The organism is Pseudomonas brassicacearum (genome assembly GCF_009601685.2).
In the GTDB taxonomy this organism is placed as follows: domain Bacteria; phylum Pseudomonadota; class Gammaproteobacteria; order Pseudomonadales; family Pseudomonadaceae; genus Aquipseudomonas; species Aquipseudomonas kilonensis_B.
The window spans coordinates 935,854-951,282 of the sequence record NZ_CP045701.2 but is presented as its reverse complement, the minus strand read 5'-3'; the positions used below and the strand labels follow the sequence as shown (position 1 = coordinate 951,282).

Below are 15,429 nucleotides of genomic sequence, written 5' to 3'. Positions count from 1 at the left end.
ATTCAGCAGCCTCAGCGGACGGATAACCGGGACCACCCGGAGACACGCCTGATGAGCGAGCTTTTTTACAACGCCGTGCCGAACGCGACCCGTGTCGCCCCGCCATTGCCCGAGCCTCGGCAGTACCCCAGCGAGAAACCGCAACGGGTCTACCTGTTCGGCACGTGCGTGGTGGACCTGTTCTATCCCGAAGCCGGGATGGATGCGATTCATCTGCTGGAGCGCGAAGGAATCCGGGTGGACTACCCGCAAGGGCAAAGTTGCTGCGGCCAACCGGCCTACACCTCGGGTTACACCGAGCAGGCGCGAACGGTGGCGCGGGCGCAGTTGGCCCTGTTTGCCGAAGACTATCCGGTGGTGGTGCCCTCGGGCTCCTGCGCCGGCATGCTGCGCGAGCATTACGCCGACCTGTTCAAGGACGAGCCCGACACGCTCAAGCAAGTCCAGGCCCTGGCCGCCCGGACCTATGAACTGGCCGAGTTCCTGCTGTTCGTCTGCAAAGTGCAGTTGAACGACAGCGGTGGACCGGTGAAAGTCGCGCTGCACACGTCCTGCTCGGCACGGCGTGAAATGAACACCCACCTGCACGGCCGCGCGTTGTTGGCGCAGTTGCGCAATGTGGAACGAGTCGACCACAGCCACGAAAGCGAATGCTGTGGTTTTGGTGGGACGTTCAGCGTTCGCATGCCGGATATTTCCGGCGCGATGGTGGCCGACAAGACCCGAGCGCTGAAGGAATCCGGCGCGCACAAGGTCATCAGTGCCGATTGTGGTTGCCTGATGAACATCAATGGCGCACTGGAAAAACAGCAGGAGGCGCTACGCGGCCAGCACCTGGCGAGCTTCCTCTGGCAGCGTACCGGAGGTGTCGCATGAGCACGCCGACGCTGATTCCGACCGTTGAGGTGCAGGAAGATTTTCGCGCCCGCGCCCACAAGGCGCTGGGCGACACGCAACTGCGAAACAACTTTCGCACAGCGATGGATTCACTGATGACCAAGCGGGCAGCGTCCTTCAGCGATGCCCACGAAAGAGAACACCTGCGCGTGCTGGGCAACGCCGTCCGCGCCCGTGCGTTATCGAAGCTGCCCGACCTGCTCGAGCAACTTGAAAGCAACCTGACCCGCAACGGTGTGAATGTGCACTGGGCGGAAACGGTGGACGAAGCCAACGGCATCGTCCTCTCGATCATCCGCGCTCACGAGGCGCGGCAAGTGATCAAGGGCAAATCGATGGTCAGCGAAGAGATGGAGATGAACCATTTCCTCGAGGCTCGGGACATTGAATGTCTCGAATCCGACATGGGGGAATACATCGTCCAGCTCGACCACGAGAAGCCTTCACACATTATTATGCCGGCGATCCACAAGAATGCCGGTCAGGTCGCGTCCTTGTTCCACGACAAACTCGGCGTGGAGTACACCAAGGACGTTGACCAACTCATTCAGATCGGTCGCAAAGTGCTGCGGCAGAAATTCTTCGAGGCCGACATCGGCGTCTCCGGCGTGAACTTCGCCGTCGCTGAAACCGGCACGCTGCTGCTGGTGGAAAACGAAGGCAACGGGCGGATGTCTACCACCGTGCCGCCGGTGCACATTGCCGTGACCGGCATCGAAAAAGTCGTCGAGAACCTGCGCGACGTCGTGCCGCTGCTCTCGCTGCTGACCCGTTCGGCCCTCGGCCAGCCGATCACCACCTACGTCAACATGATCTCCGGCCCGCGCAAGGCTGACGAACTGGACGGTCCCCAGGAAGTCCACCTGGTCCTGCTCGACAACGGTCGCAGCCAGGCGTTTGCCGACAGCGAATTGCGCCAGACACTGAACTGCATCCGCTGCGGCGCCTGTATGAATCATTGCCCGGTCTATACCCGAATCGGCGGCCATGCCTACGGCGAGGTTTACCCGGGCCCCATCGGAAAAATCATCACCCCGCACATGGTCGGCCTGGCCAAGGTGCCGGACCACCCGAGCGCGTCTTCGCTGTGCGGCGCCTGCGGTGAAGTGTGTCCGGTGAAAATCCCGATTCCCGCGCTGCTGCGGCGGCTGCGGGAAGAAAACGTCAAGGCGCCGGCCAGCCCCCATCAGGTGATGCGTGGCCAGGGCAGCAAATACTCGCCCAAGGAACGCTTCATCTGGAATGCCTGGGCTCAGCTCAACAGTTCGCCACGCTTGTATCGCCTGTTCGGGTTCCTCGCCACGCGCCTGCGCGCCCTGACGCCCAACAACGTCGGGCCATGGACCCAGAACCACAGCGCCCCCAAACCCGCCGCCCGCTCTTTGCATGATCTGGCCCGCGAACACCTGAACCAGCAGGGAGACCGCCGATGAGCGCCAAGGACAATATCCTCGCCAAGTTGCGCAAAAGCCTGACCGGCGCCACACCGGTTGCCGACAATTTCGACGTCGAGCTGGTGACGCAAACCTACCGCTACGCGCCCGAGGATCGTATCGCGCAATTGCGCAAGCTGATGGAAGCGGTACACACCGAAATCCACCTGACGACCGACGAAGGCTGGCCGGCCCTGCTCGCGCAATTGCTGCGCGACCGTCAATTGCCGAGCCTGCTCATCGCCCCGACCACCGCGCACGGGCAAAAAATCACACAGTTCTGGGCGAACCATCCGGACCTGCCAACCCTCAAGGCCTACGACCGCCCGGTAGAAGAGTGGAAGGCCGAGTTGTTCAACGACACCCCCGCCAGCCTCACCGGGACCCTCGGCGCCATCGCCGCCACCGGCAGCCTGATTATCTGGCCGACGCGGGAAGAACCACGGCTGATGAGCCTGGTGCCACCGGTGCATTTCGCCCTGCTCAAGGCCAGCGAGATCCGTGACAACTTCTATGAAGTGCAGCAGCAATTCCAATGGGCCCAAGGCATGCCCACCAACGCCCTGCTGGTGTCGGGCCCGTCGAAAACCGCTGACATCGAACAGGTCCTGGCCTATGGCGCCCATGGTCCGAAGGATCTGGTGGTCTTGATTCTGGAGGACCAATGACCCTTCCGGCCCCTTTCCTGCGTGATGTACAGCAACTGATTCCGCAAAAACGCCGTTTCGACGATCCGCTGTCGACCCTGGCCTTCGGTACCGACGCCAGTTTCTATCGGCTGATTCCGAAACTGGTGGTGCGCGTCGAATCCGAAGATGAAGTGATTGCCCTGCTCAAACTGGCCCAGCGCGACCAAGTCCCCGTCACGTTCCGTGCCGCCGGCACCAGCCTGTCCGGGCAAGCCATCAGCGACTCGGTGCTGATTGTGCTGGGGGATAACTGGAACGGGCGCGAGATTCGTGAACAGGGCACGCAGATCCGTTTGCAGCCCGGCGTGATCGGTGCCCAGGCCAACGCCTGGCTGGCGCCGTTCGGGCGCAAGATCGGCCCAGATCCGGCGTCGATCAATGCCTGCAAAATCGGCGGCATCGTCGCCAACAATGCCAGCGGCATGTGCTGCGGCACGGCGCAGAACACCTATCACACCCTGGCCGGCATCCGCCTGGTACTGGCCGATGGCACGCGTCTGGATACTGAAGACGACAGCAGCGTGGCGGCTTTTCGTACAAGTCATGGCGAACTGTTGGAACGCCTCGCAACTCTGGGCCGCGAGACCCGTGCCAACACTGAACTGGCTGCGCGAATCCGGCATAAATATCGTCTGAAAAATACCACCGGCCTGTCACTCAACGCCCTGGTGGATTTCGACGAGCCTGTGGATATCTTGAGCCACCTGTTGGTCGGCTCCGAAGGCACCCTCGGCTTTATCAGCGCGGTGACCTACAACACCGTCATCGACCATCCAAACAAAGCCTCGGCACTGATCGTCTTCCCGGATGTGGAAACCTGCTGCAACGCCGTCACCGTGCTGAAAAGCCAGCCGGTATCGGCCGTGGAGTTGCTGGACCGTCGCAGCCTGCGCTCGGTGCAGGACAAACCGGGCATGCCGGATTTCGTACAGCATCTGTCGACCAATGCCTGCGCCTTGCTGATCGAATCCCGCGCCGCTTCCTCGTCTTTACTACAAGAACAGTTGGCCCGGATCATGGCCTCGCTGGCCGGCTTCCCAGTGGAAAAACAAGTCGACTTTACTGAAGACCCACGGGAAAACGCCCGGCTCTGGGCGATCCGCAAAGACACCTTCCCAGCCGTGGGCGCAGTACGCAAAACCGGGACCACGGTGATCATCGAAGACGTGACCTTTCCGGTGGAACAATTGGCCATCGGCGTGAACCGCCTGATCGAACTGTTCGACAAACATCACTACGACGAAGCGATCCTTTTCGGACACGCGCTGGAAGGCAATCTGCACTTCGTCTTCACCCAGGGCTTCAACAGCGCCGAAGAAGTCGCACGCTACCAGGCGTTCATGGACGACGTGGCGCACTTGGTGGCGGTGGAATTCGGCGGCTCGCTGAAAGCCGAACACGGCACCGGGCGCAACATGGCGCCGTTCGTCGAGCTGGAATGGGGCAGCGATGCCTACCAATTGATGTGGCAGCTCAAACGCCTGCTCGATCCCAACGGCATTCTCAACCCGGACGTGGTGCTCAGCGAAGATCCGCAGATCCACCTCAAGCACCTCAAACCGCTGCCGGCCGCCGATGAGATTGTGGATAAGTGCATCGAGTGCGGTTTTTGCGAGCCGGTGTGTCCGTCCAAGGACCTGACCTTGAGCCCGCGCCAGCGCATCGTGATATGGCGGGATATCCAAGCCAAAAAACGCGCCGGCACGGACACCACCGAACTGGAACGTGCCTACCAATACCAGGGCATCGACACCTGCGCCGCTACCGGGCTATGTGCGCAACGTTGCCCGGTAGGCATCAATACCGGCGAGCTGGTGAAAAAGCTGCGCAGCCGTGACGCCACGAAGACGAAAACCGCCAACTGGATTGAAGGAAATTTCGCCACCACATTGCAAGGCGCCCGCTTTGCCCTGCACGTCGCCAACGGTGCGCGCATGCTGCTTGGCGCGCCTCGCCTGGCGAAACTGTCGGCCTCATTGACGCGCCTGTCCAAGGGCCAGGTGCCACAGTGGACCAACGCCATGCCCCAACCGGAAAAAGCCATCCGGTTCAGCCCTACCGTGTCGGACGCACGTCCGAGGGTGGTGTACTTGGCGGCGTGCGTGTCTCGGGTCATGGGCCCGGCAGCGGGGGATAAAGAACAGATGTCGTTGTACGAAAAAACCCAACGGCTGCTGGAAAAGGCCGGCTATCAGGTGGTCTTTCCAGACAACGTGGACAGCCTCTGCTGCGGCCAACCCTTTGCATCCAAAGGCTACACCGAACAGGCCGAGCACAAGCGCCAGGAACTGATTGGCGCATTGCTGCACGCCAGTCGTGGCGGGCTCGATCCCATCTACTGCGACACCAGCCCGTGCACGCTGCGGTTGGTTCAGGACCTCGGTGACGTGCGCCTGGACCTGTATGACCCGGTGCGCTTCATCCGCACGCATTTAATGGATCGTCTCGACTTCATTCCCCAGGAGGCGCCCATCGCCGTGCACGTCACGTGCAGCACGCAGCACCTTGGCGAAAGCCAGGCGCTGATCGACCTGGCGCGCAAGTGCAGCAAACACGTGGTCATCCCCGAAGGCATCCATTGTTGCGGCTTCGCCGGCGACAAGGGCTTCTCCACGCCAGAGCTGAACGCCCACTCGCTGCGCTCACTGAAGGACGCGGTACAGCATTGCAGCGAAGGGATTTCCACCAGCCGAACCTGTGAGATAGGTCTTACACAGCACGGCGCAATCGACTACCACGGGCTGGTGTATCTGGTAGACCGCGTCACCCGCCCCAAACCCGTCAATGGTGAGGGCCTTGCCAGGGGGCTCGAAGAAAAATCGAATTCCTGCGCATCGCTGTAGTCACTTGAATAGGCCCGGCTTTGCTGGGTCCTCCCTTATGCTCGGCCCTGTCTGTGACCCTACGGCCAGCACCGAGACCAGACGTTAAAGGAGATTCACATGAAGCACACCGCACTTGCTGGCTTGTTCATTTCCGCTGCGATGTTGGCCTCTCCGGTGTTTGCAAATGACCAAGCAGACCTTTGCCAAGTCAATCTGCAAAAAATCAAGGATGCCAAGGTCAGCACCGAGCAAATGAGTGAAAGCATGAAATCTGACATGGATGCCACCGTCCAGCAGGCCTCCGCTGCACAGGCCAAAGGCACCGAGCAAGGCACGAAGGAATGCATCTCGCTGACCACTCAAGCCATTCAGAAATTGCAGAACAACACCAAAGGCGATCCGCAGTAATGTCGCGTCCGGCCAACCTTCGGGTTGGCCTCAGACGCGGATTGGCGTACACTGCAAATGCCTGCCGCTCCTCCAGCTTCATGGAGCGACAGGTTCGGGGCCGTTTAGGATTCGACGCCGGTTGCGAAACTTTAGGTGCATGCCGAGTTGGTAACAGAACTCGTAAATCCACTGTTGCAACTTCCTATAGTTGCCAATGACGAAACCTACGGGGAATACGCTCTCGCTGCGTAAGCAGCCTTAGCCCTTCCCTTCTGGTACCTTCGGGTCCAGCAATCATCAGGGGATGTCTGTAAACCCAAAGTGATTGTCATATAGAACAGAATCGCCGTGCAGTACGTTGTGGACGAATCGGCTAAAACTTACACAACTCGCCCAAAGCACCCTGCCCGTCGGGTCGCTGAGGGTTAACTTAATAGACACGGCTAAGCATGTAGTACCGACAGCGGAGTACTGGCGGACGGGGGTTCAAATCCCCCCGGCTCCACCACTTCAACATCTAAAGACGTCCACGGACGTCTTTTTTTGTGCCCCACCAAAACTCTCCGACGCCTGCTCCCGCCCTACGCGTGTCCAACCCGAGGTTACTCACAGCGCGTGGCCATAGGGAACCACCCACGTCGCACCGGCGACCGAGACCGACATCACGCCATTAATGGCATACACCCGTTGCCCTTCGGCATGCCGATGCGAAGCCACTATGCCCCCATGACCGTAGTTACCGGCCAACGTCGCCAGGGTTGTACACGCACCATGTCAGCAAGGCACCACAGCGCTCATCACGCTGAGCAGCCCCAGGCGCGATGCGTGATTGACGGCGCTTGTCACCGCCTTGAGGGACGCCAGCAAACTACTGCCGTCGCGCGCGGCGCCGAATAGCAGCCGGTTATTCACGCGAATCTCGACATAGGCAAGTGCTTCGGCCTGAGCCCCATCGCGAGCAGCGTGCTCATGATAATCGGCGATATCGAAGTGAACGCCACGCTGGGCAAATGCATCGACCAGCGCCGCCAGCGGACCGTTGCCCTCACCGCTGAGGTCGAACTTGGTGCCCCCCATGTCGAGCACGCCCTCCAGGTAAGTCACAGCGCCTTCGCTGACCAATTTAGGCTGCAATAACGTGTAGGGATTGCCCTCATCCAGATAGTGCCGGGTAAAGCACGCAAGGATCATCTCGCTACTGATCTCCTGGCCCGATCCATCCACCTCTTGCTGGACCAGGGCGCTGAACTCCATCTGCAATCGGCGCGGCATCACGACCCCATGCAGTTCAAGCAGATAGGCCACGCCGCCTTTGCCGGATTGGCTATTGACGCGAATGACCGCCTCATAACTGCGCCCCATATCCGCCGGATCAATGGGCAAATAAGGCACTTCCCAGAAGCCATCGAGATTGGCCTGGCGCACTGCAAAGCCTTTCTTGATCGCGTCCTGGTGCGACCCTGAAAAGGCCGTGAACACCAATTCGCCCGCGTAAGGATGGCGAGGATGCGTGGGCAACTGATTACAGTATTCCACCTCGCGCTGGACGTGGATGATGTCCGAGAAGTCCAACTGCGGATCGATACCGCTGGTGTAGAGATTCATGGCCAGGGTGAGGATATCGACATTGCCGGTCCGCTCGCCGTTACCAAACAGCGTGCCCTCGACCCGTTCGGCACCGGCCAGGCAGGCCTGCTCGGCGGTGGCAACCCCGGTGCCCCGGTCATTGTGCGGATGGACGCTGATGATCACGCTGTCACGACGGCTGAAATGCCGGCAAAACCATTCGATCTGATCGGCGAAGACATTGGCCGTGGAGACTTCGACGGTCGTCGGCAGGTTCAGGATCATCTTGTTGCAAGGCGTTGGTGCAAAGACGTCCGTCACCGCCTCGCAGACTTGCAATGCAAAATCCAACTCGGTGAAACAAAAAGTCTCGGGGGAATACTGGAAGGTCCACTGCGTCTCGGGATTGTTGTCCATGTGCTGTTTGATTTCGCGAGTGGCCTGGGTGGCAATCTCGATGCACCCGGCGCGGTCAACACCGAATACCACCTCTCGAAACACCGGTGCGGTCGCGTTGTACACATGCACGATAGCGCGGGGAGCGCCCTTCAATGCCTCAAACGTGCGCTCGATGAGATGGCTGCGGGCTTGCGTCATGACCTGAATCGTCACGTCATCGGGAATCGCACCCGTTTCGATAAGTTCGCGCACATAGTCGAAATCGGTCTGCGAAGCGGCGGGAAAACCTACTTCGATTTCCTTGAAGCCGACCTTGACCAACAGGTCGAAGAAACGGCGCTTGCGTTCGGCATTCATCGGCTCGATCAAGGCCTGATTGCCATCGCGCATATCGACGCTGCACCAGCTAGGCGCAACGGACTGGACCTGACCGGGCCATGTGCGGTCCGGCAGATCCACTGTGGTGAAATGTCGATATTTGCTGGAAGGATCCTTCAGCATCATGGCGTTTATCCTTTTTGATACGTCCTAGGTGGGCAGGCTCGGCATCTGACGCCTCCGAACATTGGATCCAATAATAAACGAACATAACTTGATACAAATTGCGTCTTCACGTCATCAAAAGGGGAAAAACCACAAGAAAAACCAATGACTATAAGAATATTGGTTGTTTATGCTAGACCACTTAAATATTGGACAATTTTGAATCTTACGAGATAGGGATAATCCACCCCTAATGCGACGAAACATAAACAGACGGCGCAACAGGCGCCGGCAACGCATAAGTCGCCTTCATCCATTCAATCTCCGCCTGAGGCGTGCGCCCGAACATCCGCTTGAATTCGCGGCTGAATTGCGAGGCGCTTTCGTAGCCGACGTTGAACGCGGCCGTCGAAGCGCTCATGGTGTTGTGCAGCATCAATAATCGCGCCTGGTGTAGACGTGTCGATTTCAAGTACTGCATGGGCGTGGAGTCCGTCACGCTGCGAAAGTGCAGGTGAAAGTTGGGGATACTCATGTTGGCTTCGTCGGCGAGCGCTTCGACGTCCAGGTGCTCGTGGTAGCAGCTGTGGATCTTGCGGATCGCCCGGGTGATCTTGCCGAAGTGCCCCTGGCGACTGAGCGCGGCGCGCATCGAGCCGCCCTGCTCGCCGGTCAGGATCCGGTAGTAGATTTCCCGTACCAGTGACGGCCCGAGTATTTGCGCTTCGCCCGGGCGGCTCATGGCTTCCAGCAAACGCAGCGTCGAGCTGCGCAGCAAATCGTCCATGGGCGAGGCGTACATGCCTTTGGGTTGGGCATCGCTGGGGCCGAGGGTCTCGTCGACTTGCAACATCAACTCGCTGGCCAGCTGTAAGTCGAGGCGCATGTAGACCGCCAGCATGGGCTCAGCTTCGGTGGCGTCGGTCTCCATGGTGAATGGAACAGGGACAGACACCACCAGATAGTGCTGGGCGTCATACACGTAGACGTCCTCCCCCAGATAACCGCGCTTGCGCCCCTGGCACAAGATCACGATGCCGGGCTCATACAACACCGGCGTGCGCGTCAGCGGCCGGTTCGAACGCAGAAAACGGATGTCCTCCAGCGCGCTGAGGTTGTAGCCCTCGACCGGCGCAAGCTGTTCCATCAACTGCACCATGCGCGAGGTGTTTGAGGCCTGAGTCATTGATGCCCCTTTGCTGGCCGTTCAACCGTCGGTCGAACGGGTCAGCGTTTCCCATTGATCGATCTCACTGGCCGCACGACTGAGCTTGTCGCGCACCAGGCTCAGTGCATCGCTGCCCAACAGCAAGTGCGCAGGTGGCGTCGGGCTGGCAATGATCTGCAACATCGCTTGCGCCGCTTTCCGAGGGTCGCCCAGTTGCTTGCCGCTTTTCTCCACGCGCGCGTTACGTATCGGATCGAAACTGGCGTCGTAGTCGGCAATGCTCCGCGCCGTGCGCTGCATCGAACGCCCCGCCCAGTCGGTGCGAAACGAACCAGGCGCGACGGCGGTCACGAAGATGTTGAACGGTAGCAGTTCCTTGCTCAGCGTATCGGAGAGGCCTTCGAGGGCAAACTTGCTCGCGCAGTAATAGGAAATGCCCGGCATCGTAATGGTGCCGCCCATGGAGGTGATGTTGAGGATATGCCCCGCACGGCGTTGACGAAAGTACGGCACGAAGGCCTTGGTCAATGCCACCGCGCCAAACACGTTGACGTCGAACTGGCGACGCATCTCCTCCAGCGGCGATTCCTCGAAGATGCCTTCATGACCGTAGCCAGCATTGTTGGCCAGCACATCGACCGGGCCGTAAGTGGTTTCTATCTGCGCCACTGCGCTATCGATTCGGTCGAACTCGGTGACGTCCAGGATCACGCCATGGGCACGTTCCGTGGAGAGCGCTTCGAAAGCCTGCAACGCCGCCTCACTGCGCACGGTGCCGATGACACGGTGGCCTGCTGCGAGCGCTTCTTGCGCCAGGGCGTTGCCCAAGCCACTGCTCACGCCGGTGATGAAGAGGGTTTTTCTGTCGTGCATGGTGAACTCCAATGGATAAACAGGAGGCCATGGTAACGATCGAAAAATGGCCCACCTATGCCGGTTTGCCTTGGGGCATTGCCTATTCCTATCAGCACGTCAGATTCCCGGACCGGTCACGTGGGCTGGCAACCTGGCCAAGCGGTCCCAACCGTTTGCATCGATCCCAGCGCGGTTGGGCAACCACAGTGTTTGCAGCGGCAGTTGCTCCAACACCGGCACCACGGCCGACGTGATCCGCGATTCCCCTGGATCGGCGCCGAGTGTCAGGTCCCGCAGCGGCAATCGCTTTCACCCACAGTCCCCTCTCTAGCCATGACAAGGTGCCAAATGGACGGCTAATTCGAACCCGTTGATAGCTGTAAACCAAATGTAGGGAAATACAGCCGTAGAAAGGCCAAAGCTCCTACATGAAGCTCGGAAAGCGGTGTCTTGTAGCGCTTGATCGGGGCGGCCTATAGTTCCTCGTCGCCCAATGGCGACTCGGGTTTGGCGACCCGGCAACGAGGTAGCTCCTTACAACTGAATGAGGTCCTACCGATGAATCGATACATGCCCATCACCGGCATCGACTGCACCCCCGCTACCCTGCTGATCGACACCCAAGCCCCGCTTGATGTCCTCTTCGAAACCGCTGACTACCGCATCCGCACGGTGACTCAACTGCTGGAAAACATCGCGTTCCGCTCGGAGATCAGTTCCGACACGCTGGTGCTTTCCGACTTTTGCAAAATGCTGACGATTGCGCTGCGCGACGGGTGTGATGTGATGGATGTGATTGGCAGACGATTGCGGGCGCAGGCGGCGGAGTAAGTGAAGACGGGCGACTATGGCCATAACGTAGCCCCCACCGTGAGCAACTACATCCATCTGCTGCGATGAGCTGTGGCGCAGTTCGTCAAGAACTGCGCCAAATTTTCAATCCAAAATGGCGCGATTCTGAGAACTGCGCCATAATCGCGCCAAATCTTCTCCAACAGCGCCAACATAACCATGCCTTCGACCACCGACATACTGAACAGTATCCTGGCATCCAGGAGCGGGGCGAGCCTCTCAGAGCTTTTGACCAAGCACCCGGAAATCGCCCGGCGAACGGCGCAGCGCATCCTTGCAAACCTGGTCGAAAGCAGCCAAATCACTGCACAGGGAGAAGGCAGGGCACGACGTTATTTCGCAATAGAACACCAGGCCGAAACCCACGCCCTGAATACTGACACCGATGCCTTCCCTGCCTTCATTCCATTATCTGCAGACAGCCGGGACATACTCGCCTATATCAACCAGCCCACAGAAGCGCGCAAGCCGGTGGGCTACCAACGTGACTTTCTGGACGCCTATCGTCCTAACGAGACAGGGTACTTACCTGAGTCGTTGCGGCGCCAATTGCACAGGATGGGCAAAACCGCAGATGCGACGGAGCCAGCAGGCACTTACAGCCGGGCGGTCCTGAATCGCTTGTTGATTGATCTGTCGTGGGCATCAAGCCATCTGGAAGGGAACACCTACTCACGGCTCGACACGCGACAACTCATCGAGCAAGGTAAGGCAGCACAGGGCAAGGCCGCTATAGAAACGCAGATGATCTTGAACCATAAGACAGCTATCGAGCTTTTGGTCGAGAACATCGAGAGTGCCGAGTTCAACCGCTACACATTGATGAACCTGCATAGCGCCTTGGCCGAAAACCTGCTGCCCAACCCAGCAGACGAGGGCCGAATTCGCCAGCACGCCGTCGACATCGGGAAAAGCACCTATCGCCCGCTCTCAACGCCACAGCAAATTGAAGATGCACTGGACGTCCTGCTTGGCAAAGCCAATCAGATCGCTGATCCGTTCGAGCAGTCTTTCTTCATGATGGTGCACCTGCCCTATTTGCAGCCTTTTGCCGACATCAATAAACGCACCTCCCGACTGGCAGCGAATCTCCCTTTGTTCCGGGCCAACCTTTGTCCGCTGACCTTTCTGGATGTACCGGAGCAGGCCTACAGCCGAGCCACATTAGGCGTGTACGAAATGACTCGGGTAGAGCTGCTTCGCGACCTGTATATCTGGGCCTACGAACGCTCAACACAGGAATATCTGGCAATCAAGCAAGACCTTGCGGAGCCGGACCCTTTACGCCTGGCATGGCGAGACCTCATCAAGAAGACCATTCGGGAAATCGTCACTCACCCAGAGCTTGACCCGTTGTTCTGTATTCAACGCTCGGTAACGGAATATGTTTCGGAAAGAGAGCAGCCGGAGGTGCAAGCACTGATCGTCGAAGAACTCCGTCGACTGCACGAAGGGGTCCTCGCACGCTATGGGTTACGACCATCAGAGTTCATGTCCTGGAAGTCGCTCCATGGCCACTGATGGATGATCACTGCGCAAAAATGGGGACGCCCATTTATTTATCAACATACAAACCAACAGACCTGCTCATAAAATAAATCTGTCCCCTTTCGATCCCTTTTTGCTGGTATCGAAGTAAAAAAAAGGGGACAGATCTATTTATAAACCAAGAAAAGCAATGAGGCAGCCCCTCTGCAACTAACAAAATAAATCTGCCCCTTTTTTTAGTTGAGGTACAGAAGACCCTATCTCCACTGAGGCTGTATCGTTGGTCCCAATTGTCGCTTTTGAACCTATTAGATCGCAAAGTAACCATTAGCGTGCCGCGCGTCGCTCAACCATGGACTTTACATACTTAAGCTTCTCTAAGATAAAGTCAGAAAAGTTCGATGCTAACACCTCAAACCCATCCAACTCTGAGCTAACCTCTACAACTTGCCAATTATTCTTTGCGTCAAAAGCATATAGCACGTCGCTCGAACTCCCACCGATTATATAAACTCCTTCATAACCCTCAATTTCCCGACCGCATATAGTTGAATATTTTTCCGGACCATCATCAACGTAAAAAGCAGCGTCTAGTTCACCGAATCCAAAATTTTCAAGAAACTCAAGATAATCAGTAGGCACACTTTTTCGGTCCATTTCTTCAACACCGCTCAGTATGGCATCAACATTAAAAATACAGTCACCATAATCCCCCTCAAAAAGCTCAGCGGATGTTATTTCGTCTATAAGACGTCTTATTTCTACTGAATTCATCATAGTTATTTACCAAATAAATTTTCTGCTCATAGCGCAAAAAGTTGGCAGATTTATTTATAAACTGAGAAAACCCAATAAGCCCGCTCCCTTTGCGCCTTACTGCCCCCTTTTTTTCTTTCTCAGAGCACTAGCACATTCAATAACCTCCAGCACTATCATCAGCAAACGATAGCCAAGACGCAGCAACACAACCGAAAACCTCATCGCAGGTGCGAGCTTGCAGTTCTATAATCGCCCGTCTTGCATCAGCAATTAACCAGCCAGTCGAGTTCAATGTCAGCCAGGCATAGTCCAAGCGACCCTCCGACATAAAACTTTCGAATAGCGTCGTTTTTACCTGAACAGGATCAAACCAGCCAGGCAAGCTCGCGCTCTCTGGTATTCGCATATTCTTATTGAGAACCTCAAAGGAACAGCTAGTTTCCCACCAGTTCCCTCTGGCAAACTCACTGGGAAAGTCTCCCATATATGGATTGCCGTCATAAGAATTACAGTCAAGAGGGGTCAATGTTCTAAACAGCTCTGCCTTGGGAAACCCCTTTGGGTCGTCACCTGTTTTCAGAGAGACCGCATCCAGCTCCGATAAGCTTTCAAGCCCTACCCTCGCCGCAAACTGTTCAAGATCTAACGTCACCCCATCATCCAAACTGATCGCCATCATCGCGATTACTCCAAACAATTGTGAAGGCGTTCTGGCGATCTCCGTCGTCATGCGATCGGAGCTTACGAACATCTTTACAAAACAAGGCTCCCGCTCCACGAACCAGTGCTTCCAATATCCAATATAGGTTGGACGAGAGCCGTCACTCCAGATTGGGACCAGCGCAGGTGGAAAACCAAACCATTGAGCAGGTGCCTCTAGAGTGCAAATGGGTGACCTGATTCTTCCGGCAGCACACGCTACCACTGCATCCGGCAGACTGAGAGCTTTAAGCGCGTTTTCAAAGTTCATATTCTTACCGTTTTGGCACCAGAGGAGTGGACCAGTCAGGAATTTCTATTCTGTGCAAAGGTGAGATGGGGCCAACCGCAACGAAAAAAGAGGAGACAGATTTATTTAAGCACTTAGCAAAAGAATAAATCTGTCCCCTTTTTTCTATACGCCAATCAACCCAGCAAAATATCCTGCGCATCAACAGCTTCTACTGAACCATTAGTAACCAGAACCCCCAAACCAAGCTGGGGGTCGAAGGTGGCATCAAAGATAAAACCGATTTCGCGCGCCCTGGTATTAAAAGCGGACATTACTTTAATGCACTTCAAAGAAACTAATCCATGCATATCGTCAACTGCATGGACTCTGGGCGCCTTGATATCGACCTCTTCAGCACCAAAGCATTCTCGGTATTCCTCAACCCTACCAAGGTAATAGTTGAAAACAGTTTCTTCTATCAATAAAGAAATCGCGATTTTATTTGAATCAAACTCTCGAAACGCAAGCCGCTGAGTTTCAGATATTGGGTCGCCATCAAACGTTTGAACAACAAGCGGCACCTCATGGTGGCATCCAAAAATCACTACATCGCACAGCCCGGTCCAAATCCCATCAAAAAGCAGCTCACCAAAATCACTACCTGAGACAAAACTCATTTTTAACCGCCTAAATA

General features: G+C 57.0%; 13 protein-coding genes, 1 other RNA gene and 1 pseudogene. 8 read left to right on the top strand and 7 right to left on the bottom strand.

Translation table 11 applies throughout. The features are described 5' to 3' along the window. The first annotated feature begins 51 nt into the window (after positions 1–51). The 6 genes from GFU70_RS04005 (at position 52) to ssrA (ending at position 6,742) form a co-directional block, all read left to right on the top strand. The gene (locus tag GFU70_RS04005) at positions 52–876 is read left to right on the top strand and encodes a (Fe-S)-binding protein (protein ID WP_058543802.1); all 825 of its coding nucleotides are present in this window, start codon (positions 52–54) and stop codon (positions 874–876) included. Then, positions 873–2,330 carry a LutB/LldF family L-lactate oxidation iron-sulfur protein gene (locus GFU70_RS04000; protein ID WP_058543803.1) on the top strand — a complete coding sequence of 486 codons (1,458 nt, stop codon included), beginning with the start codon at positions 873–875 and terminating at the stop codon, positions 2,328–2,330. The genes GFU70_RS04005 and GFU70_RS04000 overlap by 4 nt, the downstream gene beginning before the upstream one ends. Beyond that, complete coding sequence (locus GFU70_RS03995) at positions 2,327–2,998, top strand: LutC/YkgG family protein (RefSeq protein WP_058543804.1); 672 nt, start codon at positions 2,327–2,329, stop codon at positions 2,996–2,998. Before GFU70_RS04000 ends, GFU70_RS03995 begins: the two co-directional genes overlap by 4 nt. Beyond that, positions 2,995–5,862: an FAD-binding and (Fe-S)-binding domain-containing protein gene (locus GFU70_RS03990; protein ID WP_153387639.1), complete on the top strand. Its 2,868-nt coding sequence runs from the start codon at positions 2,995–2,997 to the stop codon at positions 5,860–5,862. Before GFU70_RS03995 ends, GFU70_RS03990 begins: the two co-directional genes overlap by 4 nt. 99 nt (positions 5,863–5,961) lie before the next feature. Continuing rightward, on the top strand, positions 5,962–6,252 hold the full coding sequence (locus GFU70_RS03985; RefSeq protein WP_058543806.1) for a hypothetical protein: 291 nt from the start codon (positions 5,962–5,964) through the stop codon (positions 6,250–6,252). A 96-nt stretch (positions 6,253–6,348) separates the two neighbouring features. Then, positions 6,349–6,742: a transfer-messenger RNA gene (gene ssrA / locus GFU70_RS03980) on the top strand. A 266-nt stretch (positions 6,743–7,008) separates the two neighbouring features. On the opposite strand, the gene leuA is transcribed toward ssrA, so the two are convergent. The 4 genes and pseudogenes from leuA to GFU70_RS03960 form a co-directional block, all read right to left on the bottom strand. After that, complete coding sequence (gene leuA, locus GFU70_RS03975) at positions 7,009–8,703, bottom strand: 2-isopropylmalate synthase (protein ID WP_153387638.1); 1,695 nt, start codon at positions 8,701–8,703, stop codon at positions 7,009–7,011. Between the two features lie 229 nt (positions 8,704–8,932). Beyond that, entirely contained in the window at positions 8,933–9,868 is a 936-nt protein-coding gene (locus tag GFU70_RS03970; protein ID WP_153387637.1) for an AraC family transcriptional regulator, read from the bottom strand. Between the two features lie 21 nt (positions 9,869–9,889). Further along, entirely contained in the window at positions 9,890–10,723 is an 834-nt protein-coding gene (locus tag GFU70_RS03965; protein WP_153387636.1) for an oxidoreductase, read from the bottom strand. A gap of 99 nt (positions 10,724–10,822) precedes the next feature. Then, positions 10,823–11,008: pseudogene (locus GFU70_RS03960) on the bottom strand (leucine-rich repeat domain-containing protein); the annotation flags it as partial. A 255-nt stretch (positions 11,009–11,263) separates the two neighbouring features. Between GFU70_RS03960 and GFU70_RS03955 the strand changes: the two are divergent. Then, complete coding sequence (locus GFU70_RS03955; RefSeq protein ID WP_116643210.1) at positions 11,264–11,536, top strand: hypothetical protein; 273 nt, start codon at positions 11,264–11,266, stop codon at positions 11,534–11,536. A 180-nt stretch (positions 11,537–11,716) separates the two neighbouring features. Beyond that, entirely contained in the window at positions 11,717–13,078 is a 1,362-nt protein-coding gene (locus tag GFU70_RS03950; protein WP_153387635.1) for a Fic family protein, read from the top strand. A 294-nt stretch (positions 13,079–13,372) separates the two neighbouring features. Here GFU70_RS03950 and GFU70_RS03945 read toward each other — a convergent pair whose 3' ends face one another. From GFU70_RS03945 to GFU70_RS03935, 3 genes are all read right to left on the bottom strand, one after another. Next, positions 13,373–13,822 (bottom strand): SMI1/KNR4 family protein, encoded by a 450-nt coding sequence (locus tag GFU70_RS03945; protein ID WP_153387634.1) that lies wholly within the window; start codon positions 13,820–13,822, stop codon positions 13,373–13,375. A 136-nt stretch (positions 13,823–13,958) separates the two neighbouring features. Beyond that, entirely contained in the window at positions 13,959–14,774 is an 816-nt protein-coding gene (locus GFU70_RS03940) for a hypothetical protein (protein ID WP_153387633.1), read from the bottom strand. A 155-nt stretch (positions 14,775–14,929) separates the two neighbouring features. Next, on the bottom strand, positions 14,930–15,412 hold the full coding sequence (locus GFU70_RS03935; protein ID WP_058546206.1) for a DUF6985 domain-containing protein: 483 nt from the start codon (positions 15,410–15,412) through the stop codon (positions 14,930–14,932). Positions 15,413–15,429: the final 17 nt, after the last annotated feature.

Bases quoted from the DNA above. Each gene is read 5' to 3' on its own strand.
- GFU70_RS04005 (WP_058543802.1), top strand. From the start codon at position 52: ATGAGCGAGCTTTTTTACAACGCCGTGCCGAACGCGACCCGTGTCGCC.
- GFU70_RS04000 (WP_058543803.1), top strand. From the start codon at position 873: ATGAGCACGCCGACGCTGATTCCGACCGTTGAGGTGCAGGAAGATTTT.
- GFU70_RS03995 (WP_058543804.1), top strand. From the start codon at position 2,327: ATGAGCGCCAAGGACAATATCCTCGCCAAGTTGCGCAAAAGCCTGACC.
- GFU70_RS03990 (WP_153387639.1), top strand. From the start codon at position 2,995: ATGACCCTTCCGGCCCCTTTCCTGCGTGATGTACAGCAACTGATTCCG.
- GFU70_RS03985 (WP_058543806.1), top strand. From the start codon at position 5,962: ATGAAGCACACCGCACTTGCTGGCTTGTTCATTTCCGCTGCGATGTTG.
- leuA (WP_153387638.1), bottom strand. From the start codon at position 8,703: ATGATGCTGAAGGATCCTTCCAGCAAATATCGACATTTCACCACAGTG.
- GFU70_RS03970 (WP_153387637.1), bottom strand. From the start codon at position 9,868: ATGACTCAGGCCTCAAACACCTCGCGCATGGTGCAGTTGATGGAACAG.
- GFU70_RS03965 (WP_153387636.1), bottom strand. From the start codon at position 10,723: ATGCACGACAGAAAAACCCTCTTCATCACCGGCGTGAGCAGTGGCTTG.
- GFU70_RS03955 (WP_116643210.1), top strand. From the start codon at position 11,264: ATGAATCGATACATGCCCATCACCGGCATCGACTGCACCCCCGCTACC.
- GFU70_RS03950 (WP_153387635.1), top strand. From the start codon at position 11,717: ATGCCTTCGACCACCGACATACTGAACAGTATCCTGGCATCCAGGAGC.
- GFU70_RS03945 (WP_153387634.1), bottom strand. From the start codon at position 13,822: ATGATGAATTCAGTAGAAATAAGACGTCTTATAGACGAAATAACATCC.
- GFU70_RS03940 (WP_153387633.1), bottom strand. From the start codon at position 14,774: ATGAACTTTGAAAACGCGCTTAAAGCTCTCAGTCTGCCGGATGCAGTG.
- GFU70_RS03935 (WP_058546206.1), bottom strand. From the start codon at position 15,412: ATGAGTTTTGTCTCAGGTAGTGATTTTGGTGAGCTGCTTTTTGATGGG.